Source organism: Streptomyces flavusporus, from assembly GCF_046267975.1.
In the GTDB taxonomy this organism is placed as follows: domain Bacteria; phylum Actinomycetota; class Actinomycetes; order Streptomycetales; family Streptomycetaceae; genus Streptomyces; species Streptomyces flavusporus.
In genome coordinates, this window is the sequence record NZ_CP176503.1 from 4,573,913 (window position 1) to 4,597,286 (window position 23,374).

The 23,374-nt window shown below is 67.5% G+C and carries 27 protein-coding genes and 1 pseudogene; 16 read left to right on the forward strand and 12 right to left on the reverse strand.

What is annotated here, in order from left to right:
* From brxC to ACKTSN_RS21620, 7 genes are all read right to left on the reverse strand, one after another.
* Window positions 1-3,621 (reverse strand): BREX system P-loop protein BrxC, encoded by a 3,621-nt coding sequence (gene brxC, locus ACKTSN_RS21590; RefSeq protein ID WP_409470614.1) that lies wholly within the window; start codon window positions 3,619-3,621, stop codon window positions 1-3.
* An 8-nt stretch (window positions 3,622-3,629) separates the two neighbouring features.
* A complete protein-coding gene (locus ACKTSN_RS21595; protein ID WP_409470615.1) occupies window positions 3,630-4,268 on the reverse strand; it encodes a DUF1788 domain-containing protein in 639 nt (212 codons plus the stop codon).
* Window positions 4,265-5,050, reverse strand: coding sequence for a hypothetical protein (locus ACKTSN_RS21600; protein WP_409470616.1), 786 nt, complete (start codon window positions 5,048-5,050; stop codon window positions 4,265-4,267). Before ACKTSN_RS21600 ends, ACKTSN_RS21595 begins: the two co-directional genes overlap by 4 nt.
* The gene (gene brxE / locus ACKTSN_RS21605) at window positions 5,047-5,655 is read right to left on the reverse strand and encodes a BREX-6 system BrxE protein (protein WP_409470617.1); all 609 of its coding nucleotides are present in this window, start codon (window positions 5,653-5,655) and stop codon (window positions 5,047-5,049) included. Before brxE ends, ACKTSN_RS21600 begins: the two co-directional genes overlap by 4 nt.
* 623 nt (window positions 5,656-6,278) lie before the next feature.
* Window positions 6,279-7,322: a DUF6615 family protein gene (locus tag ACKTSN_RS21610; protein WP_409470618.1), complete on the reverse strand. Its 1,044-nt coding sequence runs from the start codon at window positions 7,320-7,322 to the stop codon at window positions 6,279-6,281.
* Window positions 7,323-7,497: 175 nt separating this feature from the next.
* On the reverse strand, window positions 7,498-8,820 hold the full coding sequence (locus ACKTSN_RS21615; RefSeq protein ID WP_409470619.1) for a 7-cyano-7-deazaguanine synthase: 1,323 nt from the start codon (window positions 8,818-8,820) through the stop codon (window positions 7,498-7,500).
* Entirely contained in the window at window positions 8,817-9,605 is a 789-nt protein-coding gene (locus ACKTSN_RS21620; RefSeq protein ID WP_409470620.1) for a hypothetical protein, read from the reverse strand. The genes ACKTSN_RS21615 and ACKTSN_RS21620 overlap by 4 nt, the downstream gene beginning before the upstream one ends.
* A 793-nt stretch (window positions 9,606-10,398) precedes the next feature.
* Between ACKTSN_RS21620 and ACKTSN_RS21625 the strand changes: the two genes are divergently transcribed.
* The 8 genes from ACKTSN_RS21625 to ACKTSN_RS21660 all read left to right on the forward strand — a co-directional run bounded on the left by ACKTSN_RS21625 (window position 10,399) and on the right by ACKTSN_RS21660 (window position 15,378).
* Entirely contained in the window at window positions 10,399-11,079 is a 681-nt protein-coding gene (locus ACKTSN_RS21625) for a DUF488 family protein, N3 subclade (protein ID WP_409470621.1), read from the forward strand.
* Between the two features lie 84 nt (window positions 11,080-11,163).
* Window positions 11,164-11,982, forward strand: coding sequence for a hypothetical protein (locus tag ACKTSN_RS21630; protein WP_409470622.1), 819 nt, complete (start codon window positions 11,164-11,166; stop codon window positions 11,980-11,982).
* Window positions 11,983-12,689: 707 nt separating this feature from the next.
* Window positions 12,690-13,250, forward strand: a complete 561-nt coding sequence (locus tag ACKTSN_RS21635; RefSeq protein WP_409470623.1) for a DUF5994 family protein — start codon at window positions 12,690-12,692, stop codon at window positions 13,248-13,250.
* 4 nt (window positions 13,251-13,254) lie between these two features.
* Window positions 13,255-13,479 carry a hypothetical protein gene (locus ACKTSN_RS21640; RefSeq protein ID WP_409470624.1) on the forward strand — a complete coding sequence of 75 codons (225 nt, stop codon included), beginning with the start codon at window positions 13,255-13,257 and terminating at the stop codon, window positions 13,477-13,479.
* Between the two features lie 105 nt (window positions 13,480-13,584).
* Complete coding sequence (locus ACKTSN_RS21645; RefSeq protein WP_409470625.1) at window positions 13,585-13,845, forward strand: hypothetical protein; 261 nt, start codon at window positions 13,585-13,587, stop codon at window positions 13,843-13,845.
* Window positions 13,846-13,927: 82 nt separating this feature from the next.
* Entirely contained in the window at window positions 13,928-14,200 is a 273-nt protein-coding gene (locus tag ACKTSN_RS21650) for a hypothetical protein (protein ID WP_409470626.1), read from the forward strand.
* Window positions 14,201-14,548: 348 nt separating this feature from the next.
* The gene (locus ACKTSN_RS21655; RefSeq protein WP_171117910.1) at window positions 14,549-14,716 is read left to right on the forward strand and encodes a hypothetical protein; all 168 of its coding nucleotides are present in this window, start codon (window positions 14,549-14,551) and stop codon (window positions 14,714-14,716) included.
* 173 nt (window positions 14,717-14,889) lie between these two features.
* On the forward strand, window positions 14,890-15,378 hold the full coding sequence (locus ACKTSN_RS21660; RefSeq protein WP_409470627.1) for an Asp23/Gls24 family envelope stress response protein: 489 nt from the start codon (window positions 14,890-14,892) through the stop codon (window positions 15,376-15,378).
* A 169-nt stretch (window positions 15,379-15,547) separates the two neighbouring features.
* On the opposite strand, the gene ACKTSN_RS21665 is transcribed toward ACKTSN_RS21660, so the two are convergent.
* Window positions 15,548-16,033, reverse strand: a complete 486-nt coding sequence (locus ACKTSN_RS21665; protein ID WP_409470628.1) for a DUF5994 family protein — start codon at window positions 16,031-16,033, stop codon at window positions 15,548-15,550.
* Between the two features lie 178 nt (window positions 16,034-16,211).
* Between ACKTSN_RS21665 and ACKTSN_RS21670 the strand changes: the two genes are divergently transcribed.
* Window positions 16,212-16,463: a hypothetical protein gene (locus ACKTSN_RS21670; protein WP_409470629.1), complete on the forward strand. Its 252-nt coding sequence runs from the start codon at window positions 16,212-16,214 to the stop codon at window positions 16,461-16,463.
* 156 nt (window positions 16,464-16,619) lie between these two features.
* Window positions 16,620-17,144 carry a DUF5994 family protein gene (locus ACKTSN_RS21675; protein WP_409470630.1) on the forward strand — a complete coding sequence of 175 codons (525 nt, stop codon included), beginning with the start codon at window positions 16,620-16,622 and terminating at the stop codon, window positions 17,142-17,144.
* A 67-nt stretch (window positions 17,145-17,211) separates the two neighbouring features.
* Here the strand turns inward: ACKTSN_RS21675 and ACKTSN_RS21680 are convergent, their stop codons facing one another.
* Together ACKTSN_RS21680 and ACKTSN_RS21685 are read right to left on the reverse strand one after the other, a co-directional pair.
* Window positions 17,212-17,610: a DUF5994 family protein gene (locus tag ACKTSN_RS21680; RefSeq protein WP_409470631.1), complete on the reverse strand. Its 399-nt coding sequence runs from the start codon at window positions 17,608-17,610 to the stop codon at window positions 17,212-17,214.
* A gap of 48 nt (window positions 17,611-17,658) precedes the next feature.
* Window positions 17,659-18,670, reverse strand: a pseudogene (locus ACKTSN_RS21685) (acyl-CoA desaturase).
* Between the two features lie 316 nt (window positions 18,671-18,986).
* Here ACKTSN_RS21685 and ACKTSN_RS21690 point away from each other — a divergent pair.
* The 6 genes from ACKTSN_RS21690 to ACKTSN_RS21715 all read left to right on the forward strand — a co-directional run bounded on the left by ACKTSN_RS21690 (window position 18,987) and on the right by ACKTSN_RS21715 (window position 22,565).
* Window positions 18,987-19,178, forward strand: coding sequence for a CsbD family protein (locus ACKTSN_RS21690; RefSeq protein ID WP_409470632.1), 192 nt, complete (start codon window positions 18,987-18,989; stop codon window positions 19,176-19,178).
* Window positions 19,175-19,522: a hypothetical protein gene (locus ACKTSN_RS21695; protein ID WP_409470633.1), complete on the forward strand. Its 348-nt coding sequence runs from the start codon at window positions 19,175-19,177 to the stop codon at window positions 19,520-19,522. The genes ACKTSN_RS21690 and ACKTSN_RS21695 overlap by 4 nt, the downstream gene beginning before the upstream one ends.
* A 40-nt stretch (window positions 19,523-19,562) precedes the next feature.
* Entirely contained in the window at window positions 19,563-20,267 is a 705-nt protein-coding gene (locus ACKTSN_RS21700; RefSeq protein ID WP_409470634.1) for a DUF5994 family protein, read from the forward strand.
* Between the two features lie 10 nt (window positions 20,268-20,277).
* The gene (locus ACKTSN_RS21705) at window positions 20,278-20,553 is read left to right on the forward strand and encodes a hypothetical protein (RefSeq protein WP_409470635.1); all 276 of its coding nucleotides are present in this window, start codon (window positions 20,278-20,280) and stop codon (window positions 20,551-20,553) included.
* A gap of 145 nt (window positions 20,554-20,698) precedes the next feature.
* The gene (locus ACKTSN_RS21710; RefSeq protein ID WP_409470636.1) at window positions 20,699-21,010 is read left to right on the forward strand and encodes an STAS domain-containing protein; all 312 of its coding nucleotides are present in this window, start codon (window positions 20,699-20,701) and stop codon (window positions 21,008-21,010) included.
* Between the two features lie 313 nt (window positions 21,011-21,323).
* The gene (locus ACKTSN_RS21715; protein WP_409470637.1) at window positions 21,324-22,565 is read left to right on the forward strand and encodes a PP2C family protein-serine/threonine phosphatase; all 1,242 of its coding nucleotides are present in this window, start codon (window positions 21,324-21,326) and stop codon (window positions 22,563-22,565) included.
* Window positions 22,566-22,614: 49 nt separating this feature from the next.
* Here ACKTSN_RS21715 and ACKTSN_RS21720 read toward each other — a convergent pair whose 3' ends face one another.
* Window positions 22,615-22,785 (reverse strand): hypothetical protein, encoded by a 171-nt coding sequence (locus ACKTSN_RS21720; protein WP_171117929.1) that lies wholly within the window; start codon window positions 22,783-22,785, stop codon window positions 22,615-22,617.
* A gap of 131 nt (window positions 22,786-22,916) precedes the next feature.
* On the reverse strand, window positions 22,917-23,054 hold the full coding sequence (locus tag ACKTSN_RS21725; RefSeq protein ID WP_409474889.1) for a DUF6131 family protein: 138 nt from the start codon (window positions 23,052-23,054) through the stop codon (window positions 22,917-22,919).
* Window positions 23,055-23,374: the final 320 nt, after the last annotated feature.

Here is a 23,374-nt window from a genome sequence, read left to right on the forward strand (position 1 = left end):
TCACAGCAGCCGCACGCGCGCGCCAGCGCGGACCTGCTCGAGCAGGCGTTCCTTGATCTCGTCGACGAGCGCCTGCACTTCAGCCTCCGTCGCCACCTCTCGATTGCGCAGTCGCAGGTCGACCCGGGCAATGAGCGGCTTCTCGCCCTCACTCAAGATCTCATCGAGGAGGTCATTCGCCTGGTCCTCGGCACGCTGCAGCGCGAGCACGAACGGGTCATTCAGGGAGACGAGCGGTGGTGCGATTGCCTCGGCAGTGGTGTCGGTCACCGCTGACACGAAGGGCCGGAGCACACGGTGTGCTTGCTCGCCCGTGAGGGTGCTGAAGCCGTCCCGCGCCTTCACTCGTGTACGGGCCGTCTCTGCCTCCTGCTCTTGCCACTGGAGCAGCCGCTGCCTCTCAGCAAGGTAGCAATTGTGAATTTCGGCGAGATCCTCATCAAGTGCACCTATGTCGCGCCAAGGCCGCTCGGCCTCGAGCTGGGCAGCGACGCGCGTCGCGGCTGCCTCGACCTTGGTGGCCTCGACGCCGAGGTCCTTAAGCTGAGTTGCCTGGTACGTCAGCACACCATGGGCGGATGTGACGGCCCGAATAGCGTCGTCCGTCAGCTCTGCGTCGTAGAGCTGCAGGAGCTGGACGCCGTCTTGCAGCGTCTCAAGGTGCTTCTTGACCAGCTTCACGGTCGGCTTGGTCTGCCGGCAGGTGCGGATGCACTGCTCGAGCGCATCGCCGAGCTTGCCGAACACAGCCGGCCCCTCAGGCGAGCCTGGGAGCTGGTTGAGCTGGCCCTGTACGCTGCGGAGCTTCTGCGCGAGTTGCGGAAAGTGCTGGGCGACCGCGTCGGCGATGGCGTGATCTTCGCGATCCATGCGGTGCCTGAGGCGTTCTTCAAAGAACCTGCAGATGCGCGCCCGTGCCTGGAAGCCGATGTCGTCTTCGCCTGCAGGGAAGATCGTTGTACGTCGGAAGGCGCGGTCCTTATCGAAGAGGTCGCGCACTCCCGCATCGCGAATGGCGGTGATTTCATTTCCGCCATCGGGCTGCAGACGCACCTTGCCGGCGCGGAGCAGGCCCGCGACACAGGCCCTCACGACGTTCGCCGTGTAGCCGTAGGGTGGGCCTCCGAAGTGGGCGAGGAGTGTCGTCCCGCCGAGGCCCCCCTCGGATTCGATGTGCTCCTGGATGCGGCGTGCCACGACGCCGCTGCACGAGGGGACGTAACGTCCGGAGTCGAGCTCGAGGATGCCGAGGTCGCCTGTGAGGAACTTGGGTGACGGGCCGGAAAGCTCGGCCTCGACGAGCTGAACTAGTTCGGAGGGCTGGACCTGCGTGGCGGTGAAATGCGGGAACAGGTCTGGCAGCACCCGGGTGGCCGTTGCGTGGAGCGCTACGGCGAACGACGTGCCTTGCTCCTGTGGAGAGATGCTCCGACCTCGGAAGTACATCTTTCCGGCCATCCACGCCGCCGCGATGTCGTCCCGCGCGCGCTTCTCGAGATCCTCGGCACGGTTCTCCTCCAGCTGAAGCAGGAGCTTGCGGGCGGGATTCAACGACTCGCGGCGCGGCTTGTACTTCTTGACCATGGCCCGCGAGCGGTAGAGCTCGCGCGCACGGTGGTCCACGTTGTCGCTGTCGCCGCACAGCCAGACGAGACGGTCGTGAAGTGCGGTCTCACCGCTCTTCTTCACCCAGACGCTCTCAGTGCGCTCCTCGCGGGCCAGGAAGCGAAAGTCGACACGGACGGCAGCGTCATCGCGTGGGTCGACGAGGTTGACGTCGTCCGCGCGGCGGCCGTCAGAGAACTGCCCCGCCCAAGGGAACGGCCGTCCTTGAAGTCGCGGGCGGTCCGGAGCAGCGAGGAGAAAGGTGAGCCCACCCTGCACGATCTCGCTGATGGCTTCACGCGCGACGCCGATGTCGCGGCGCTCACGCTCCCACTCTTCGCCGGCTGAGGACTGAATCTTGTAGCCGTGCTTTTCCGAGTACCCCAGGAGGTTCCTGCGGCGCAGCTCCTCGAGCGCCTCAGTCACGGCAGCCACATGGTTGCCGCGGTCGACTCGGTCGTAGAGGCACTGCGCCACGAGTTTTGCATCGGTGGCCTGGGTGTCCTGGATGAGCTCGAGCAGTGCCACAGCCTTGGCCGCGCGCACCAGGAGCCCGTCCGCATCATCGGTGCACTGGCTCAGCACGCGGGCCATCGACGCTTGCACGTCGGAGTCGAGCGCAGTGTGCTGAACCTCGTAGACCTGGTCCAGGGTCACGAGAGCGCCCACTGGCTGTTCGGCGAAGTTCTGGTCGCGGAACAACTCACCGAGGAGTTGGAGCAGGCCGCGGATGGCCTGGTCATCGCCCTGGGCTCGGGCCGAGCGTGTGCGCAGGGCGCTGGTGATCTGCAGGATCAGGTCGATCTGCCCGGGCAGCATCGGGTAGACCTCGACAAACTCCTCGGGGGTCACCGACTCGCAACCGTAGGCATACAGCTTGAGATCAGGCCGGTGGCTCTCGAAGAGCGCGCGCAGCTGTCCCTCGGCGTCGGGTCGCTTCTGGAGGAGTCGCTTGTGGACGACGTCCCGGATGTTCGTGGCCGCCAGATGGACGCGGAGCTTTGGAGGAAAGCGGTCTTTCGCCCACACCAGGAAGGAGTCGTCCGCCTCCTCGTCGAGCTTCTGCTGCCCGAGTGCCAGCAGCCAGGCTTTGCCGCGGAGCGTGGAGCCGATGGCGGTCGCGAAGGCACGCAGCCGATCCACGCGGTCTTTGTTGGATAGGACGTATTGGGAGACCTCGTCGACTACGAGGAACAGCGTCGCACTCGGGCGGCGGAACTTGAGCATGTCGCGAATGGCCGCCACGGCCTCCTCGGGCGACTCCAAGCGCGCATGAGTGCCGCCGCGGCTGGTGAACCAGCTCATGGGGTCGGTGTACCGGTCGGGGTACATCACGCTCATGACGAGCGAAAACTCCTCCTCGGCCAGCGCCTTGTCCTTCACGTCGGCCCATGGCGTGCCGAGTGTCTCCTGGGCCGTCTCCTCGAAGCGGGACCACTCGCCGTCGCGCTCGAGGCCCAGCTCGAAGTCCGCTACGAGCGGCTCGGTGCTGCAGTAGCCGAGCCGTCGTTGGACCTGCCGAACGGTCGCGGCGTGGATGTGCTCGTTGTCGCGCGCGATGCCGCCGATGTCGAACACGACGGCCAGCGGATCGATCTTCTGGCGAAGAACACGCCATGCCTCGCGCAGCTCGGCAGACTTCGGCGACGTGTCTCGCTGTAGCCACGCCTCCGCGAGCGATCCTCCATCCGGCAAGGCGACGCCATCGAGAGAGAGCCCGAGCAACTTGGCGAAGCTCGATTTACCGGAGCCGTAGAAACCTGAGATCCATGCGTTGGGGAGTTCGGGCCCACCTGCTTTATCGAGCTCCGCGGCGATGTTCGTAAGCAGTCGGACGTACTGCTCGTGGATGCCGCTCGGCACACGACGATGGTTCGGGTGGTCCTCGGGCCAGCCGCCCGTGATGATGTACTCGGAAACCTCAGCGGCGAGCTTGTCCGCGCCCTGCTCGTGAAAATAGACGACCGGCGGGATATCCCGCGTGGCGTCAGAGAGAAAGAGGTCGCGAATCAGCATGTCGTCTCTCATGGATAGATCCGAGGCCGGTAGTCGTTGTCCGGATTGAGAATGCCCATAAACGAGAGCCCTGCCACTCCTCGTCGTTCGCCCGGATAGAGCAGGACCACCGGCACATTTCGAGTCCTGCCGTCGAGGTGGCGCAGAAGAGCCGATGATCGAATGAATGGATACAGCGCGCCCGCGCGCCCGATGAAGGCCACCGTCCGGTCAACGGTGTCCGGGTGCCTATCGGCGTACTCGCTGATCAGGCGGCTGCAGTCCGCCGCGATCCCGTCCGGCCCTTCGATAAGTGGCCAGAGCTTCGACTTCAGATAGTTCAACCCGCGCTCTGGTTCGATGCCGGCCATGCGCTCTTCCATCTGCACGACGCGGTCGACCCACTCCAGGCCCTGCGCTCTGACACGGTCGAGAAGAAGCTTTTGAAGGCTGATCGAAAGGACCATCCAGCCGTTCGCGACGAGGTCTGCGGTCAAGCGCTGCACTTCGCCACGGAGGTCGAACTCATCGGACGGGTCGTACTGCATAATCGCGAAGCGGTAGTTGCGCATCGTGCTTATGTGAGGGCCATCCTCGTGGATGAGATCTCGGCGCAGCGCGACGAACGCCTCTTGCAAAAGGTGCTGTTGAAACAGATGAAGGCTCATAGGGCAGCTCCAGCCAGGCGCCGCTCCTCGCTTCGGAGGTTGGCATCGGCCCACATCCGCAAGTCGTGATGCCTCCAGCCGAAGTCGATGAGGTCACCCTGCCGCCTGAAAGCAAGACCAGGGAGCCCACGCAAGCGCTCCTCAAGGATGGCACCCTCCAGGCCGACCGAACTCGCGTACGGGTTGTCGAGGAGATTTCCCTCGAACTCCGTCTCTCGTAGCAAGTACATGAGGTACTCAAGCGCTTCGTCTGGCACATGCGGCATACCGATAGGGCGAGGGTCGCGGTTCGAGGTGACCAAAGCTGCCGAGTACGCCGCGGAGAGGAGCTTGCTGGCGAACTGGATTCGCATCGACATCATCCAGCGGCTGGGCCCCTGCTGCCCGACCCACGCGACGACAAGATCGCGAGTCACCTCGGGCCTAGGCCCAGAGCGACGCGCGACCAGATAGTCTCCCGTGAAGCGCCGATAGAGCGGGTCGGTGAGTTGCAGATGCCAGTGGCAGATGGCTCTGCGTGTTTCCGGTGACATGTGTTGCCAGCTGTGGAGCACGGCGAGAGCCGACGGAAACGTACTGAATCGGGCACGCATATTGGTGAGAAGCACCTCCACGCGCGCCAGACTGCGAGCGCCAAACCAGTACTCGTCGAAGGCCCGCTGGGCGTTCACGTCAGTGGTCTCGTCGGCGTGGGCCCAGAAGGCGCGTGAGTTATCCACCTCGAGGGCACACTTCGAGAGGCGCGTGTGCGTGTCTGTCACCTCCCGCGGGCGGCCCGTCATGATGCTCTCCTGTAGTGGGGAAGCGGGTAGGTCTCAGTCGCTGGGGTGAGCCCCGCGACGAGCTTCCGCACCCGTTGAGCCAAGGCGATCGGAGGGCTCCCTTTAAGTCGCCGTCCAACCGGTGAAGCTGCCGCATCAGCCTCACCGTGGCCGATGACCCAGTCCCAGAAATGATCCCGGTGCCAGCCAGCACTGATAACTGCCAGGCCCGGTAGCGCCTCGTCCGGCGCGCGGCCCGAACGCTTCAGATCCTGGAAGCGCTCCTCGATTCGCCCGTCCAGCTCAAAACCCAGATTGAAGAGCGAGACGATTCGGTCAGGGTCGTGGTCCTGGCGCCGGCGCTCCGCGTCCATCCGTCGGGCTGCCTCTCTCGCGCCCTGAAGCACAGCCCAGCGCCAGGTGCCCGGCAACAGCCGACGGAACAGATCCTCACCGCCGTACTCAGAAACGAGGTCGGAGCGCCACCAACCAAGCCCGTGTTCTTCCCCTGTCTCGCCCGCCCACGCCACCACAAGCTGGGAGGTGAGTGCGGTGTCGATGTCCGACATCGGAATCGGCGCTCGTTCACTCCCAGTCGGTACGCTCTTGACATCGAACATGCTCATGGCTCGACCTTCTCGCTGTTCAACGCCGCTGCTCCACCCGCCTCGATCCAAGCGTCGACCTGTGAGAGCTTGAGTTTCCGCAACCGGCCCACCCGGTGCGCAGGTAGGGAAAGGAGCTGCTTGCGGGTTGACTCCAGTCCCCGCTTCTCGTGTCGGAACTCAGACTCGGTGACGGTCGCCCACCGACCCTTTTCCATCACTCCTCGCCATCTTCGCCACCCTCCCCGGTGCGATCACGCCGATGACCGCGGTACATCGTATCCTCGCCGACGCAGGAGTGAGTGTGCGGGCGCTTGAAGGTGCAGCGCGAGTGATCTACTGACCCGTGTGGCCGCGGGGCTATGACCTGGGGTTTCGCCGCTGCTGGCTGTGGCTCGTTTGTCACTGTAGGTAGCTGGTGATCTGCCTCGGGGCCTTGGACAGCCCGGACGGTCCGGGAACGATCACTCGGCAGACTTCAGGGAACAGAACTTCCCTCAACTTGTCGGCGGCAACGAGCGCCCCGTCCGGCTGCGCAAATTGGAGCTACCCTTCCCTTTGCGCGGCCGTTGATCTTGTATGCGTGTCGGACAAGCAACATGTACTGGCGTCCGCCTGTGCACCGGCTGTGGCCTGAAGGGCCGCTACAGAGTGACGCATCCGAAAGAATCCGCAGGCAGTTCGTTGCCGCCATCGTCGCTGACGTCGTACAGCAACGTGCAGCGGGTAGGAACCGGAGGCGGAGGAGGCTCAAGCTCATGAGCGTCCAACAGCGCCTGCACATGCTCAGGAAGCACCTGCGGGCCGTCCTCCAGGACGACGTTAGCAGCCTCGGACGTATCCTCGTACGGCACCTGAGCGAAGGCGTCTTCACCCCATCTCATGTGGCTGGGCGTCACCCGCCGGGAGGGAGCGGAGTGCCCACCGCTGGACCGAGCGTAAGCAGTGCTCTGAGGCGTGGCCGCGTCGCGGACCGAGGAGGTTGCCCGGCCAGTAGCGTGCGTGCGCTGTTCGCCGGGAAGTGTGTCAGCCACCGCCTCTCGCCCGGAAGCATCCAGACGCTGCACGGCCGCGAAGATGCCCCGAAGCGCTGCGTCGCCACGTCGCTGTGCCCGTGGCAGCCTTTCGTCACACAGGACACGATTCCAAGGCAGGGAACTCTCCCACAGCCGTTTATGGCGTATGTTCCGGTTCTTCTGCCTTCTATACAGCTCAGCCTGTACGTCGTGCGCGGACACGAGGGTGCAGCCATGGTGCGAGCCGTCCTTGGCTATATGGCCGCAGAGAAGCCCCGCATCCGCAGCCTTCTCTTGCGCGCCGCCCTGCCAGGCCCAGTGGTTGTAGAGCAAGTAGACCGGCACGCACGCCACGGCAGCAGCGTGCTGGATCAACTGGTCACACTGGTAGGCCCGCTGCCTCCTCACTTCGTGGTCGAAGAGGTAACGGCCGCCCCTGTCTGCCTTCTTCGCCTGAATCCGCAGCCCAATGCCATGGGAGCGGTTGTGGATCCACATCTCCCAGTCGGAGCCGTTCACGCGCTCCGTGGACTTGTCGAACTGGATCACTTTGACACGACGGTCGAGGAAGTCACGGAAATGGCGCACATTCATGTCGGTGAAACTCTCCTCGTTGGCGGCGGGAGGGCTTCTATATCCGCTCTCCAGCCAACGGAAGGTGTCGCTGGCCATCCACAACAGCACGCTACACAAGGACGATCGGTTGCCTGGGAGAGGTCTGGAAGGAGCGGCGGCGTCGAGCGTCATCACGTGGCCAAGCTAACCAGACGACACTGACAGCTCGGCACGGGTCCGGCTGGATGCCGTCCATGACCACCAAGACGGACTGGTGCGAGCTGGATCTCGCCTACGCCGCGTCAGCGGCCTCAGTCGCCTCCGCGATCTGAAGCAGCCGGGCCAGTTCCTCTCGCCCGCGCCTGATCAAATCGAAGGCCACCGCCGGGTCCGTGTCCGGCGGCAGCGGCGTATCGGTGAGGAGATCCGTAAGGGTGTACCGACCGAGCAGCCACCGCTGCAGTGCGCGCCAGTCGGTACCCCGGTCGAGGGGTAGGGCGTCCGCCCATGGCAATGCCTCGTACCGGGTGCCGTCGGTGCCGTTTGCGTGGATTAGCCCGGAGCGGCGCACCAGACACGGGAAGCAGACACCGCAGTTGGCAATGGGAGGGCCGCCGCTACGGCGCGCGGGCGGCTTCCCGCAACTCAGGGTGGACTCCAGGTCGGACCGGGTGAGGCCCGCATCACGTCCAGCCTTGCACACCTCACCTTTCGTCAGTTGTGCCAAGGGGTTGCCCACCCGTACCGCGCTCCCGGCGTCTCCCACGGCGGTTACCAGGGCGTTCAGACTGCTCAGCGTCCGTGGGTGCACGGAACGGGTGGAGCAGGCAGCCGAACGAGCGGGCGTCAGGGGCGGATTGAGGGCGAGCTGGCCGTTCTCGGGGATGTGGACGGTGCCCACTCCGTGCGCGGTAGCGGCGCGGATTGCGCCGGCCGCGTACAGCAGACCGCGGGTGCGGGAGGAGGTTTCCAGCCGCAGCCCGGAGCCGTCGCCCGCCGGGGTCTGGCTCATCGGTAGCAGCAGCACCGGCCGTGCTCCGTCCAGTCGCTCGACGGCCTTGTACACCCGCCGCTGGAGACGCAGCAGGCCGATCTCACGGAACATCACGAGGAGCAGCGGTCGGGGGTCGTCGGCGCGCGAACGGGTGGCGGCCCAGCTGAGGGAATCCAGTCCACCGGAGAACAGCGCTACCTCCGAGGCACGCGGGTCGTCGGGGGAGACCATCGCCTCCTCGACGTAGTGACCGGTGAGAGGCCGGAAGTCCACATTCCAGAGGTCCCCGGTGAGGATCTGGAGGAGTGCGGTGAGGTGGGTACGGACTGCTGCGCTCTGCCACCGCTCGTGTTCCGTGACGGGCACGGCGAGGCTGATACGGCGAGTCCACCGGTCCCGGACGCCGGTCCGGCGTACGTACTTATCGGCGATGAACGCGGCCCTGGCGACGCGGAACAGGTCCTCGGCCCAGTCGGGGACAGGACCGGGCAGATGGTGCCGGCCGGTGATGCGCCGCTCCTTTTCCTGGAACGCTTCCTCACCGATCTCCGTCCAGCGGTCATCATGAGGCCGATCCCCTCGGGAGCCGCGCCACCACAGGAAATGGTCAGAACCGGTCATGCCGCGGCTCCCTCTTCTCCGGTGATCTCCTCAGTGATCAAGCCAAGTGCCTTGCCGACCGCCCGCGGTACCAGCGACTCGGCGATCTTGGGCAGCGCGGCCGACGGATCCTGCACAGCGCCTACCACCGACTGCGCGGTGTCCACGGCCTGTGCGAGACCCGTCGCTTCCGCGGACTCCTCGCAGGGATTCGGCACCAGGTCCACCACCTTCTCCGCGACCCAGTTGGCGATCCTGCCTTCCGGATCGGTCGCGATCAGCACCGGCACGGCCAGCTTGACGTGCTCGGCGACAACGGATCGGAGGAACTCCCCCACCATGTCGGCGAAGAACACCTGGTAGAGATCGCACAGGATGTCCCAGGCGAAGCCGTCGCGCGCGGCACCCGCGTCGATGGCGTCGTCCAGCTCGGGATGCCTCTCCAGGACATCGCGGACCGCCGCGGCCACCCCCCTGCGCACCGCGGCGTCGGCGAGTGTGCCGCCGTCTCCACCGACCTCCGCGACGAGACGTGCGACGAGCTCATCCCCCGACTCCGCGCCCTCGGCGGCCAGCGAGCCCAGGGCCCCGGCGAGCCGTTCGCCGGCCGCACAGGCCGTGTCGTACAACCCGAAAGCCGATCGATCGGCACGGAGCGTCTCGTGCAGGGCGTGTAGATGGTCCGCGGCTATCTCCTCCAGCCGCTGATCCGCGTTGCGCGAGTCTTCTCGCCAGCGCGCCAGCCGCCTCGCTGCGGGGCTCCACTGGTCGCCGTTCGGCCCCTTCCACCGCGTGGATGTCCCCACAGCGCCCCCAGCCCGATGGTGTCCCGACCTGCTCTCCCAGCCATGGCATCAGACCGGACGATCCCCAGGTAGAGCGGGACTCGGCCAGGGCGGCGCGGACCGGTCCGGCGGCCAACTGGCCAGAGATATCACTTTCTGTGACACACGCACCCGGGAGCGTAACCTGTCGTAGCGCTGGGTCACAGACGTCGCGCAAACCCCGGTTCCGGGCAGGTCACGGGCTGGCAAGATTGCTCCTTGCTCCGTGTGTCGCATACCTCGTGCCTGCTGCGAGCGCTAGGCCATCTCCGTGTGGCTCAGCGGAGTGTCGAACTGCTCGCCGCAGTCGGCCTCGGCGAACACGGCGGGAAGGCCGGACTCAGCGGCCCCTGACTGAGGTCCCCCTGGGAGCTACCTGGGAGCCAACCTGCTCCCCAACCCCCTTCGAGACCACCCGAGACCACGACAGCCCGACGCTGCGACCAGGGCAAACGTCATCGGCGCTGACAAGATCAGCACCCGAACCTCATTCGGGACGAAGAGGTCGTGGGTTCAAATCCCGCCACCCCGACAGAGAAGTACCAGGTCAGGGGCCTGATCCAGTGAGTGGATCAGGCCCCTGAGTGGTTCCTGGAGATCGTTTGGGAGAAACCTGGGAGAAGATCTTGGTCGGGTTCTCCCAGGGGGTGACTGGTGAGGCCGTCAGAAGTAAGGCGGCTGAGGGCACTCGGACCTGCGCGTTCGCGAATCCAGCCCCGTAGTCGGCCGGGAACACCATGCCCGCCCGCCTCAACCGCCCTTAGGATCACGACACATGGCAAGCCATCACTCAGCGCGCCCCCACGACCACGCCCGAGCGCTCGCCCAGCGCGTGCGAGCGATGCGGGAGGGCCGAGGGTGGTCGCGGGAGCGGCTCGCCAAGGAAGCCAGCATCGCCGTAGGAACGCTGGCCCGTCTGGAGAGCGAGGGAGCGATCCAGCCAGGTTTCTTCACCGTCGGAGCGGTCGCCGAGGCACTTGAGGTCTCACTCGATGAGCTCTTCCAGGAGACCAAGGTCGCTCCCGGCCTCTGGTCCGCTGGGTACGAAGGCCGGGACATCGACTCCTTCGTCACCTCGCTCCTCGACAGCCGTATTGATGTCGTGGCGGACGTACGGCTCACGCCGATCAGTCGCAAGAAGGGCTTCAGCAAGACCCGCCTCGGGGAGGCACTTGCCGAGGCCGGCATCGAGTACACGCACCTGCGCGGCCTGGGCAATCCCAAGGACAACCGGGCGCCGTTCTGGGACGGCCGGCTCGACGTGGGCCGGGCCCGGTTCCGTGGGGTGCTGCGGTCCGAGGAGGCGCAGACCGATCTTGAGCGCCTCGCGGAGCATGCCCGGCAGTCCCGGGTCGCGGTCCTGTGCTTCGAGAAGGACGAGAGCCGCTGCCACCGGCAGGTCGTTCTGGACACGGTCCGCAAACGGGCCGCGGTGCCCGTCATTCCCCTGGCCTGACTTCGTCCCTCGCTCCTGTACGCGCCCTTGCCGGTGGCATGCCTCTCCTCCAATCGGATCGGGAGATCAGTGGAGGGGGCAACCATGGGATCGGGGAATTGGCAGCGCGCACAGATCATGATCACGGTCAAGACCTATCCGGAACTGTCCGCGAAGTACCACGAGACGAGCTGCGTGGCTGGCATACGGCTCGACCAGGGGGCGCCCCAGCACGTGCGGCTCTTCCCGGTTCCGTTCCGGCTGCTGAATGAAGAAAGCCAGTTCGCCAAGTACTCGATCGTCGAGGTCGATGTGCAGCGGCACCATGGGGACCGTCGGCCCGAGAGCTTGCGCCCCAATCTGCAGACCCTCAAGGTCATCGAGCGCCTCGGGACAGCGGACGGTTGGCGCGAACGCTTCTCGCATGTTCGGCCCCTCGTAGCGCCGTCTCTGTGCTCCATAAAACGGGACCAGGAGGTGCGAGGTACGTCGCTCGGCGTCTTCCGCCCAGAGGAGTTCACCGGCTTCCGCTTCGCTCCTGCCGAGCCCTGGCCCGCTTCGAAGGCGGCCCTGGCCGATCAGTTGGATCTACTCGCGCAGGACCTTCGCCAACTGGAATGGGTGCCAATTGAGTTCCGGTACAGCTTCCGATGTGCGGATCAGGAGTGCGGCGGTCACGACATGGGGCTGAGGGACTGGGAGGCGGGCGAGTCGTACCGCAAGTTCCTTCGCCAGTACGGGAAGGACGACGTGGAGGAGAAGCTCCGCGAGCGCTGGTTCGACCGGATGGTCTCTCCGGAGAAGGCCGTGCACTGCCTCGTCGGAAACGTCGCGGCCCGCCCCAAGACGTTTCTGCTGTTGGGCCTGTTCTACCCGCGACGGGATGTCGTCGAGAACTTCCAGGAGAGTCTGTTCGACCTGTGAGGGTGAGTACGCAGGGCACGGTCCCGTGGGCCGGCCGCATCGGGGGCCCAGCCGCCGTTCCTACGCCCTAGTAGTGCCGCGCTCAGTTACAACGCACCCGACGCCCCACTGAGGGCACTGCACCCACGACCTTGCACGGTCCCGCCCCGGCATCACCGGCAGCGGTGGCATCATGCTGTCGGTGAGGTGAGACTCGCTGCCGAGATGAAGCGCCGGTACGCCTCAGAACCTGATGCGCAAGATCACCTTGCGCGGCTGCGACTCCCGATACCCAGCCAGTTCATGCCCCAGAGACGTGCTGATCTCCGCCTCGTACGGCTTCGTGATCGGCGTCGCAGTCTCCACCGCCTCGGCCAGCCCCCGGGTTTCGCGGCCCGATGGATCGCGTCCGGCAGAAGCCCGGGGGCGCGAGGATGTCGGATTCGGTCATGGCGTGTGCGCCGGTCTGCGGGATTCGGTGTCGCCGCCGAACGCGGGACCTCCTCCTCTCACCGTAAGTCGTGCGCCGCCGCACGGGCTGCGCTCGCCGGCGGTGCCGGACTCGTTGTATCTCGGTAAAATGCCTGCTCACGAGCACGTCCCGGACCTCGGAGCGGCGTAGAGTAAAAACACCGGGAGCACCTCGCACACCGGCCGCCATGTCGGTGTCGTTACCGGCGAGCAACAACACCGGCCTCCGAGAGGAGGACCGGAGACAGGTCCGCGTCATGACCGCGACCATCGAACCTACGATCATCAAAGAGCACCTGCCTTCGGCGTCGGCTCGGCTGTCGCTGGCCCCGACCAGCTCGGGTCCAGGTCTCCTGGACGGTGCCTGGTGGCCCCGCTCCCGTGATCTCCTCCGGGAGATACCCACTCTGACGGGCGTGCTGGACGCGTGCTGGGGCCGGATCACCCGCGTCACCGTGAACCCGGCCCACTGGCCCGTCATCCCGCGCAAGGTCCCCGTCGCGGGGCACACGGTGCATGTCGGCTGGTTCGCCGACGAGCAGGACCCGAACAAAGTGATCCTCCTCTCCTACACGGTGGGCCGCCTGGACCTGCTGGTGATCCCTCCGGAGACGGAGCCGGCCGCCGCCGCCCGGCTGATGGCCGCAGCAACCGTTCCGGGAGGTATCCGCACCGCCAGCGGTCTGATGGCCGACGAGGCCATGAGCCACGACGCGGCAGAGGCTCGGGGCCGGGAAGAGGGATGGGAGACCGACGGCGGAGCCGCTGCGGCGGCCGGAGCCGCGATCGGGATCTTGAGTTCCGCCCTGAGGAGGTGAGGACGTGGAGACAGCCGTCACCGTCGCCGTGATCATCTTCGTGATCATCGCGGGAATGTTCCTGATCCACCGGCTCAACGCGCAGCATGACGAAAGGATCGGGGCGTTCCGCTACAGCGATGCCCTACCGGGAATCGGTCGGCGGACCCGTAAGAGCCCGCGTGCGACCGCGCCGAAGGGTCCTCCTGCCGACGCCACACGTCGTGAGCATCGAGAGGGGAGCCGCTGATGACGCAGACCTGCTTCCAGCCGGGGGTGGGTGTGGGGCGACGGCCGTCACACCCACCGACGCGTCGCCTCTGATGCACGTCGTCCTGTATGAGCAAGGGGCACCATGAAGTCACCGGAACTGCCGTCGGCCGGGCACGCAGAGGTTCGTATTGTCGCCGCGGACCCGGATGCGGCTCGCCATGTCGCGGAGATTCTCCGCCGTTGTTTCGCCGCCACCGAAGCGCGCAGCCACCCCGCAGGCGCTGACGGCGGAACACGCCTCCACCTCACCGTGGACACCACGCGCATGGCGGAGCCGGTGCGCTCTTGGCTGTTGACCAGCCAGTCCTCCCGGGACGATCACACACAGCCGGACGAAATCTGAGGAGATGGCCCTTAGCGGGGAAGGAGGATACCGCCCCAGACGTACGGGTTTACGTCGGTGCCAGCACGAGAGGCAGGCGACCATGGCGACACTGCACGAGCGGCAGCACTACCGCGAGGCGATCATGAAGACCCTGTACGAGGCCATCGAAGGCAATCGCCTCCTCGGCCTCACCGGGGCGCGGCTGCGCGAGGACCTCGCCATGCCCGAGGAGGACCTGGCCGCCGCCTGCACGTACTTGGCGGCCGAGGGGCTGATCCAGGTCGACTGGGCGCGAGGAAACACACCCGCGATGATCACACTGACGCACAAGGGGATCCAGCTCATGGAGACCGAGGAGAAGGACAGTGACTGACACGGCCCAGGCCGCCCTCAGCGCTCCGGCCGGTCACATGACGGCCATGTCCTCCCATATGACCGAAATGGCCTCCCGAGCATATCCTGGTGAGTGGGCCGGTGCACTCTCACGTGCAACGACCCGGAAGGGCGGCCCCGGTGTGTATACGCCGGGGCCGTTGCGTCACCGGCACATGCCACAGGGAGAAGGTGCGATCCACTCGGCCGATCTCCGCGAGTGACGCAACTGCGACGTCGTTGACCCGAAGGGCCGAGAGATCAGCGCGCCGTCTACGTGGACGGCGGAGAGCGACGCGACTGACGCGACTGGACTGGACTGGCCCGCCGCTGACGCCGGGAGGCTGACGTGGTGCTGTTTCTTCTGCTGCTCATCGTGGCGGTTGCGCTCGGCGTCATCGGGGCGCTCGGCAGGGACACGCTCTACCTGCTGATCATCGGGGTGATGGTGCTCATCGCCGACCTTGTCCTTCTCAGAACGCGGATGGGGCGCCGCCGCAGGCCCCGCGTCCGGTAGGGGCGGTCCGACCGGCCACCCAACCCGCCCCTCTGCGTGGGGTGCCACCGGGCCCTGGCGCAAGGCCCGACATCGGCTCGCATACCACTTGCCTGAGCGACGTCGGGCAATCGCCGTTAGCGTGAAGAAGAGGCACGACAGGCTGCCTGCGCCTCGGAAAGAGGTGACCGAAGATGACGGACACCGGACTGCCGAACCGGCCCGAGACCCCTCACGCGGGATCATTGGGCGAGCGCGGCGGGAAGAGTGCGGGGGTGCCGCACCGAAGCGATCCGGGATCGCGTGGCCGTACAACGATCGCCGACGGTGTGGTGGCGAAGATCGCCGGGATGGCGGCCCGGGATGTGCCGGGCGTCCATACGATGGGCGGTGGGTTCGCCCGTGGCATGGGGGCCATGCGTGAACGTATGCCCGGTGCCGGCGGGAAGTCCGTCACCAGCGGGGTGAAGGTCGAGGTCGGCGAGGTACAGACCGCGGTCGACCTGGAGATCGTCGTCGAGTACGGCGTCTCCATCATCGATGTCGCGGGCGACGTCAGAGAGAACGTGATCGCTGCCATCGAGCGGATGACCGGACTGGAAGTTGTCGAGGTCAACATCGCGGTCGGCGATGTGCATATGTTCGACGAGGACGAGGAACAACCAGAGCGGAGGCTCGAGTAATCGCTTGCCGGAGCCGAATCGAGCAAGGAGCGCGCGCACGCCTCCCGTCCTCGCTTGCCTGCCATGCGGGGTGATCGCTCGTCAGGACGGCGGTCATCGGATCCACCTCACCGCGACCATCCCGGCACCCGCACCGGACCTCCCCGAGGACCGCCGCGGCTGATCGCTCTCACACCTCCGGCGCTGCCCGGTCGATGCCGGTGTCGATGAGGATCTGATCGGCCTGCGTAACGTTGCCGGCGCGGACGGCCTCGGCCATCGCGGCGCGCGCAGCGTCGGGCGTCGCGTGCGGCGGGACCACGAGCAGGGAGAAGAGATCCTGCTCGCCCCGAGTGACGAGGACGGTGTCGTCGCCGACCGGGAAGGAGTCGATGTGCACGACTCGGTCATCGATAACCAGCCTCGTCGGCAGTCCTTCCCAGGCACCGGCATCCAGGCCGACACGCGTGACCGGCCCGAGGTACTCGGCCAGGGCGGCGATCAGGACGGGGAGCTCCGCGGCGATGTCCCGGGACCGCGGCCACCACGCCCCGTCGAGAACACCCCGGCGGTCGTGCGTCGTCTCCAGCCGTACGACAGCCGTCCCGGGTTTCACGGCCTGGTGGACGGCGTCCGGCAGGAGCCTGGTCACACGCGGGGAGCCGGAGTCGGACATCGCACTCGCCTGCCTGCCTGCCTGCCTGTAAGGAAAACGGAGTGACTTCCTTGCTTCACGGTACTCCGCAGCCCACGCCGGCCGGGAAGCTCGCCGGTCACATCCGAGGACCACGGGACATGCCGGAGCAGAGTGAAAGATCCGGTCCGCTGATCTGTGCCCGAACAACGAGGTCGCCATGCAGCCCACGGAAACACCCCCGGACGGGCACGCCGAGGTCCGCATCGTCGCCGCCTCCCCGGAGGCAGCCCGTCGCGTCGCGGAGGTTCTCCGCCAGTGCTTCGCCGCGACCGAGCAGCGCAGTTATCCCGCGGACGCCGAGGGTGGGACCCGCCTCCAGCTCACCGTGGACACCACCCGCCCGGCAGAACCGGCACGGTCCTGGCTGGAGACCAGCCGCTCCTCGGAGGACGACCGCCGACGGAATTGAGCCGACGTCCAGGAGCGGTCTGTTCGGCCTCTTCGGGGAGTAGCGTGAATTCATCGGGAGCATTTCGCGCACCGGCTCCGATGCCGGTGTCGTTCCCGGTGAGCAACGACACCGGGCGGCTGCGCTCGCGCAGAGGTCCGGAGACGGGTTCGCGCGATGTCCGCGACCACCTCTCATCCCCCGCTACGGACCGTTCCCTTCAGGGCCCCGACCGCGCGACTCGCGCTGAAACACGAGAGCCCTTCACCAGGGCACGTCGAGCTGGACGGCGCCTGGTGGCCCCGTTCACGTGACCTGACACACGAACTCTCCGCCTTGGCGGACGTGCTGGATCCGCTGTGGGGACGGATCACCCATATCGCCGTCAACCCGCGCCACTGGCCGATCCTCCCGCGCAAGATCTTCGTCAACGGCCATGTGGTGGAGGTCGGTTGGTTCACGTCGGAGCAGGATCCGCACAGAATCCTGCTGCTGTCCTATACGGCGGGCCGCTGGGACCTCCTGGTGATACCCCCGGAGACCGGCGCCCCCTCGGCCGCCCGGCTGATGGCCGCCGCGAGCGCGAACACCGGCCCGCCGATGACCGCGACCGCCCTCGTAACGGCGGAACAGGCCGGCGACACTTCCTCGTCGTACGAGGCCACCACCGGCCGGCCCGGCCGACTGGTGGTGGGGATGTGACGGTCTTCGTCGCCGCCCTGGCCGTGGGTGGCCTGATCATTCGCCGGGCAGTCCGTAGTGGGCCGGATCAGGCGTGACCACTTGCCGCGGCCGTCATGAGCGGTTCCGCGGCCTCCTCGGTCGTATCCGGAGGGACGACCAACAGGTCCCAGCGCCCCCGGCCGGGGGCGAGCAGGACGATCGTGTGCGGGGCGGATGCCGCCACGGTCCTGCGCAGTCGTACGACCTGGTTGAAGACGAGCATCCGGCCGGGCACCGCGGACCACGCCGCCCCGTTGACGGTGACGCTCGTGATGTGGCCCCACGCGCGCGGCAACCCGGCGAGCAACCGGGGGAGTTCGGCGAGCAGGTCGTACGAACGGGGCCACCACGCTCCGTCGATGGGCTGGGGCATGCCTTCGTGGGGAGCCAGGCGCAGGCGGAGGAGGGGATGGGAGGGAGGCGGGGGTTGCAGTGCGGTGGTCATGAAAGCTCCTGTCAACTGCCGTGCGGCGGAGGAGGTGAGTGACCGGTGTCAGGCGCGGCGGGCGGCCATGCGGTCCGGAGTGGGCCAGCGCACGTCGTACACCCAGCCGAGGCGTTCCAGGAGGCGGATCACGGCGGCGGAGGGGTCGAGCTGGCCTCGGTCGACGCCGTGGCGGGCGCTGGTGGGGTCGGCGTGGTGGAGGTTGTGCCAGCTCTCGCCGAACGAGAGCAGGGCGAGGGGCCACAGGTTGGTGGCCCGGTCGTGGCGCCGGGTGCGGAACGGGCGCTCACCGATCATGTGACAGAGCGAGTTCACGCTCCAGGTGACGTGGTGGAGCAGCGCGATGCGCACAAGTCCCGCCCACAGCAGGGCGGTCACGCCGTGCACCCACGTACCACCGATGGCCCAGCCCACCGCGAACGGCAGGGCGAGCGTGAGGACGCACAGCGCCGGGAAGGCGCGGGCGACGGCACGGATGTCGCCGTCGGCGAGTAGGTCGGGGGCGTAACGCTCCGGCGGCGTACGGTCGTTGCGGAACAGCCAGCCGACGTGCGCGTGCAGCAGACCGCGCAACTAGCCTCGCAGATGCGTGCCGTAACGGTACGGGGAGTGCGGATCGCCGGGCCGGTCGGTGAAGGCGTGATGGCGGCGGTGGGTGGCGGTGGGTGGCGACCCAGCCGATGACGTCGCCCTGGAAGCTCATCGAATCGGCCACCGCGAGCGCGATGCGCACGGGACGGACGGCCCGGTAGCCGCCGTGGGTGAGGCCGCGGTGGAAGCCGACCGTGACGCCCAGACCGGTGATCGTGTAGAGGACGAGCGCGAGGACGATGTCGGCGGGATGGATGAGGCGTCCCCACAGCAGCCAGCCGGCCAGGCCGATTGCCACGAACGGCAGGACGACGATCACCGCCGTCACCGTGACGTACAGCCGCTCACCGCCGTCGCGCGCGGGCGCCGGGCCGTCAGGTGGGAAGGGGGACGTCCCGTCGTAGCCCTGGGGCGGCGGGGCGGGGGCCGACGGTGTGACCGTCGTGGACGTGATCGGACTGTGCGGCATACGTTGCTCCTCGGCCCTGGATGCGTTTGACGCGGCCGAGGACACGGGCTCCCCCTGTGATGGGGAGTCGCGAGGACGGGCCGGTTCGGACACCGGCATACGAAGAGACCTCGCTTTCTCCACCGTACTCCCGCACGCTCCGAAACGAGGCAGGCCGGATCGCGTGGCCACCGCGTTGACACCGACCGTCGCCGGACGTTGACTGGCGGCACGGCGCAGGGCCATGCCACTCCCGAACACACGGCGAAGCATTCCGCCCACCCGCCTCGCCCAGACTCCGCGGGAACCCACCTACCGGACAACAGCGAGGCCGGCCATGACCGTTGCACGGACGATCAGGAACACGGCGCAGACGATGAAGGGAAGGATCACCGAAGATCTCGGCCGCGTCACCCGCAACAGGCGACTGCAGCGCCGAGGCAGGACCGACCGGGTCTCCGTAAGCCTGAAACAGGCCGTCGAGAAGACCAAGGACGCCTTCGGGCGGAACGGAAGCGGCACCCGATGATGTACGACCAGACACGCGCCCAGCAGCCCGCGGGCCAGACCCGGGGCCCCGCCGAACGCCGTGCCCCGGGCCCGGAGCCGCTGCTCCCGTCGACCGAAAGGGACAAGATCGTCCAGCGCCTCCGGCACGCCCTCAACACCTTCGCCGACACTCCGCGCGAGGCGCTGGAAGAGGCCGAGAGCGCCTACGACGAAGCCACCGCCCAGCTCGTGACCGCCCTCGCGGAACGGCGGCGTCTCCTGCGCGCCGGGTGGCAGGACCAGGCCCCCGGAACACAGTCCGCCGAGCTCCGGCACGCGCTGAGGCAGTACCGGGAGATCACCCAGCGGCTGCTCCAGCTCTAGGCGGCCGCATACTCCGCGCTGCGGCGGAACGCGGAGTAGCGTGGACAGTACCGAGGGCATTTCGCACACCGGCTTCCACGCCGGGTCGTTCTCGGCGAAAGATGAAACCCGGGCCGCCGCAGAGGCGGCCCGGAGACGGGTCCGCATCATGTCGGCGACCTTGCACCCAGCCCTGCCGCACCACGAGCCCGTCGCAGCCCCGGCCGCGCGTCTCGCACTGAAGACCGACGGCACCTCCCGCGGAATCCTGGACGGGGCCTGGTGGCCCCGCTCCCGGGATCTGCTGAGCGAACTTCCGGCGCTCACCGACGTGTTGGACCCCTTGTGGGGCCGCATCACCCGCATCGCCGTAAACCCGAAGCACTGGCCGGTCATCCCCCGCAAGGTTCCCGTGGACGGCCACATCGTCAAGGTCGGCTGGTTCACCCCGGAGATCGACCCGCACAAGCTGCTGCTGCTCTCCTACGGCACCAGCCGCTGGGATCTCCTGGTCATCCCGCCCGAGACCGGGGCGGAGTCGGCGGCCCGGCTGATGGCTGCCGCGTCCGACTACGACGGCCCGCCACTGACCGCGAGCGCGCTCATCGCCGCGGACGAGGCCCGGCACGGCGTCTTGGCGGCCGACCAGCCACTGGACCCGGACGAGGCATGGGAGTACGAGGGCGGCGCCTCCGCGGTGTCAGCGGCCGTTCCCCACCAGACCGGTCCGCCCGGCCGGGCCAGCCGACTGATCATCGGTATGTGAGGTGGCCGCCATGAACGCCTTCCTGACAGCCGCCGCCTTCGTGGTCCTCATCGCAGCGGCGGCGTACGTGATCCACCGGCTCAACCTCCAGCACGCCGACAGAATCGCCGTGTACCGGTACGGCTCCCCCTTGCCCGGCCGTCGCGGCCGCGGCACGCCGCAGCCCCCGGTGGGGCCGGACCGGTCCGAGTCGCCGACCGCCGGCGAACGACGGGACCACCGCGACGGGGGCCGCGGCCGCTTCCCGCCGCGCCGCCGCCGTAGCCGTACCACTCACCACAGGTGATCAGCCGGTTTCCCCACCGGCCGCGCGTACGGACCGTCGACCCGGCCCGTACACCGACGCGTGTGCCCGGGCGCGTACACCCGGGCCGTGGACCGCGCGAGGAGCGGCCGGGACCCATGAACCGAGGCATCTGAACCGAGGCGTCATGACTCTTCCGCAGCTGAACATCTACCGGCACGACCGGGGCAGGCGGGCACTGATCACCCTGGCCGGTGAGATCGACCCGGCCACCGCGCCCCAGGTGCGCGCCGCTCTGGAGCGGTGCCTGCATGACGGCATCACCACCATCGACATCGATCTGACCACCGTCGACCGCTGCGACAGCAGCGGCCTGCGCGTCTTCCTCGACGCGTCACGGCACGCCGCCGAGACCCACGCGTCCCTGCGGCTGCACTACCCGTCCCCGCAGACCGCACGACTGCTCGCGAACATGGGCTCCGATCGTCTGCTCTTGTGATGACGCCGGGAGAGATGTGGTGCACAACGGAACGGAGAGCTGTGTGTTCTGAATCATGTGCGAGACGCCGTTTTCTGGCGTAATGGTCTGTTTGGGGGGCCGGGCGCGTCATTCTGTGCGGGTTGATCGCGGTCGTGTCAGGAACCCGTGTGTACCGATCACGTGAGCGGGTCGAGCGCATTCGCCGTAACCGCAGGACGGACCGAGCGTGTCGGTGCGGGCGCTGGTTGGTTGCGGGCGCTGGATTCGCGGCACGAGGTGAGCATGGACACGGTGGCCGAAGCTGTGACGACGCCGGTGCGGGGGTGCGGTAATGGCGGAAGGTGGGCGGCGACCTGACGAGAGCATGCTGGACCGGTCGGAAGGGTTCGGTGAGCGACTGCTGGGGGTGCTGTTGGACCGGGCCCACGAGATGCCGCCGCATCTGATCGGCCCGCTGATCGCGGAAGAGGTGGCCAGGCTCGGTGGCCGCGACGTCTCGATCCTGCTGCAGGACTATGCCCAGTTGGTGTTGGTGCCGCTGCCGGGCCGGCGGCTGATGGTCGGCGAGCCCGAGCCGATCGATGACTCTCCCGCCGGCACGGCCTTTCTGCACGCGACCACTGCCGAGGTGCCGAGGGCCGACGGCGTCCGGATGTACCTGCCGTTGCTGGACGGCAGCGACCAGGTGGGCGTGATGGCCCTCACCCTGGACACCGTCGATGACGACGACCGGCGGCTGCTGCGCAGGCTCGCCGGCCTGGTCGCCGACATGCTGGTCACCAAGCACAGCTACACCGATCAGTTCTTCCGCGCCCGGCGCCGTGAACCGATGAGCGTGGCCGCGGAGATCCAGTGGTCCCTGCTGCCGCCGCTGGCGATGTCCGTCCCGCAGGTCGCGGTGGCCGGAATCCTGGAGCCCGCCTACGACGTCGCAGGCGACAGCTTCGACTACGCCCTCAACGAGGACATCCTGCACGTGGCCATGGTCGATGCGATGGGCCACGGCCTGGACGCCGCCACGATGGCGACCGTCGCCGTCGGGGCCTACCGGCACGCCAGACGTGCCGACATCGGCCTGTCCGAGATCTACGCGTTCATGGACCGGGCCATCACCGAGCAGTTCGGGCCCGACCACTTCGTCACCGCCCAGATGATGCGTCTGAACATCGCGACAGGCCACCTGCAGTGGGTCAACGCGGGCCACCCCGCACCGCTGCTGATCCGTGACCACCAGGTCGTCCGGCAACTGGCAGGCCCGACCACCCTGCCCGTCGGCTTCGGCGGTGAAGAGCCCCGGATCAGCGGGCAGATGCTCCAACGCGGCGACCGAGTGCTGTGCTTCACCGACGGCCTGATCGAGGAGCACGAAGCCGGCGAAGAACAATTCGGCGAAGAACAACTCATCAACTGGGTCAACCGCATCGAACACACGGAGAAGGGAGTACGAGCGGTGGTGCGCTCACTCTCCCACGCCCTCAAGCAGCAACGGGGCGGCCGCACCACCGACGACGCGACCCTCTTCCTGATCGAATGGCGCGGCGGCGCCGCCGAACACCTCGCCCTCCTGGAGTGAGCCGACCACCGCACCACCAAGGGTCCGCCGCCGCCGTGGCCGGGCGTTTTCAGCGGGCCGGGCGCCGAGGGGAGCGCCACATGGAGCGGGCCGCCAGGTAGAGCAGATCGGCGATGAGGAGTAGCACGCCGGCGGACAACAGATAGAGCATGCCGTCGACGGCCGCGCCGATGACGATCAGCGCGATGCCGGCGATGAGCAGGGTCAGGAAGAGGACCATGGCGGGATGCCTCCCTGGAAGGAACCGCGCGGGATCGGCGTGGCCTCTCGAGTACGGCGGGACACGCTGTTACTCTCCTCGGTTTCGCGTCGGCCGAGGAGTGGTACGTGACGGCCCCGGCACACAGGCCGCTACCAGTAGTGGCGGCGTCCGCCGACGGCGTACCCCACCGATCCCAGGATCCGCAGGATGATGCCAACGACAACCAGGTGATCCTGATGGTCCCCAGGATGGAGAGGCCGGCGACGAGGAGGATGACTCCGAGGCAGTCATGAGGGCCTCCGATGCGAGCCAGGCTTCCCCCTCACGCCAGAGTAGGTCGGACCGGTCCTGTGAGTGGTGGCGTCGCAGGCCGGACGGTTTTACCGGCCAGGCGGAACCAGATACCTGGAGCGCTCCATATCGTCATCCTCGGGCTCATGATCCTGCTCGCCGCACACGTCATCGGCGTGGCCGGTGTCTGCGAGCTCGCCGACAGCGAAGCGGATGCGCCAGGCAACATGCAGTTCGTCCGGCCCTCTGCATGCCAGAACGCTCGGGTTCCAGGAATCCGGGATGTCTCACAGCCGGTACGCCCGTGGGAGCTCGG

Coding starts and splice junctions, on each gene's coding strand:
- brxC (WP_409470614.1), bottom strand. CDS start 3,621: ATGCTGATTCGCGACCTCTTTCTCTCTGACGCCACGCGGGATATCCCG.
- ACKTSN_RS21595 (WP_409470615.1), bottom strand. CDS start 4,268: ATGAGCCTTCATCTGTTTCAACAGCACCTTTTGCAAGAGGCGTTCGTC.
- ACKTSN_RS21600 (WP_409470616.1), bottom strand. CDS start 5,050: ATGACGGGCCGCCCGCGGGAGGTGACAGACACGCACACGCGCCTCTCG.
- brxE (WP_409470617.1), bottom strand. CDS start 5,655: ATGAGCATGTTCGATGTCAAGAGCGTACCGACTGGGAGTGAACGAGCG.
- ACKTSN_RS21610 (WP_409470618.1), bottom strand. CDS start 7,322: ATGGCCAGCGACACCTTCCGTTGGCTGGAGAGCGGATATAGAAGCCCT.
- ACKTSN_RS21615 (WP_409470619.1), bottom strand. CDS start 8,820: ATGACCGGTTCTGACCATTTCCTGTGGTGGCGCGGCTCCCGAGGGGAT.
- ACKTSN_RS21625 (WP_409470621.1), top strand. CDS start 10,399: ATGGCAAGCCATCACTCAGCGCGCCCCCACGACCACGCCCGAGCGCTC.
- ACKTSN_RS21630 (WP_409470622.1), top strand. CDS start 11,164: ATGGGATCGGGGAATTGGCAGCGCGCACAGATCATGATCACGGTCAAG.
- ACKTSN_RS21635 (WP_409470623.1), top strand. CDS start 12,690: ATGACCGCGACCATCGAACCTACGATCATCAAAGAGCACCTGCCTTCG.
- ACKTSN_RS21645 (WP_409470625.1), top strand. CDS start 13,585: ATGAAGTCACCGGAACTGCCGTCGGCCGGGCACGCAGAGGTTCGTATT.
- ACKTSN_RS21650 (WP_409470626.1), top strand. CDS start 13,928: ATGGCGACACTGCACGAGCGGCAGCACTACCGCGAGGCGATCATGAAG.
- ACKTSN_RS21660 (WP_409470627.1), top strand. CDS start 14,890: ATGACGGACACCGGACTGCCGAACCGGCCCGAGACCCCTCACGCGGGA.
- ACKTSN_RS21665 (WP_409470628.1), bottom strand. CDS start 16,033: ATGTCCGACTCCGGCTCCCCGCGTGTGACCAGGCTCCTGCCGGACGCC.
- ACKTSN_RS21670 (WP_409470629.1), top strand. CDS start 16,212: ATGCAGCCCACGGAAACACCCCCGGACGGGCACGCCGAGGTCCGCATC.
- ACKTSN_RS21675 (WP_409470630.1), top strand. CDS start 16,620: ATGTCCGCGACCACCTCTCATCCCCCGCTACGGACCGTTCCCTTCAGG.
- ACKTSN_RS21680 (WP_409470631.1), bottom strand. CDS start 17,610: ATGACCACCGCACTGCAACCCCCGCCTCCCTCCCATCCCCTCCTCCGC.
- ACKTSN_RS21690 (WP_409470632.1), top strand. CDS start 18,987: ATGACCGTTGCACGGACGATCAGGAACACGGCGCAGACGATGAAGGGA.
- ACKTSN_RS21695 (WP_409470633.1), top strand. CDS start 19,175: ATGATGTACGACCAGACACGCGCCCAGCAGCCCGCGGGCCAGACCCGG.
- ACKTSN_RS21705 (WP_409470635.1), top strand. CDS start 20,278: ATGAACGCCTTCCTGACAGCCGCCGCCTTCGTGGTCCTCATCGCAGCG.
- ACKTSN_RS21710 (WP_409470636.1), top strand. CDS start 20,699: ATGACTCTTCCGCAGCTGAACATCTACCGGCACGACCGGGGCAGGCGG.
- ACKTSN_RS21715 (WP_409470637.1), top strand. CDS start 21,324: ATGGCGGAAGGTGGGCGGCGACCTGACGAGAGCATGCTGGACCGGTCG.
- ACKTSN_RS21720 (WP_171117929.1), bottom strand. CDS start 22,785: ATGGTCCTCTTCCTGACCCTGCTCATCGCCGGCATCGCGCTGATCGTC.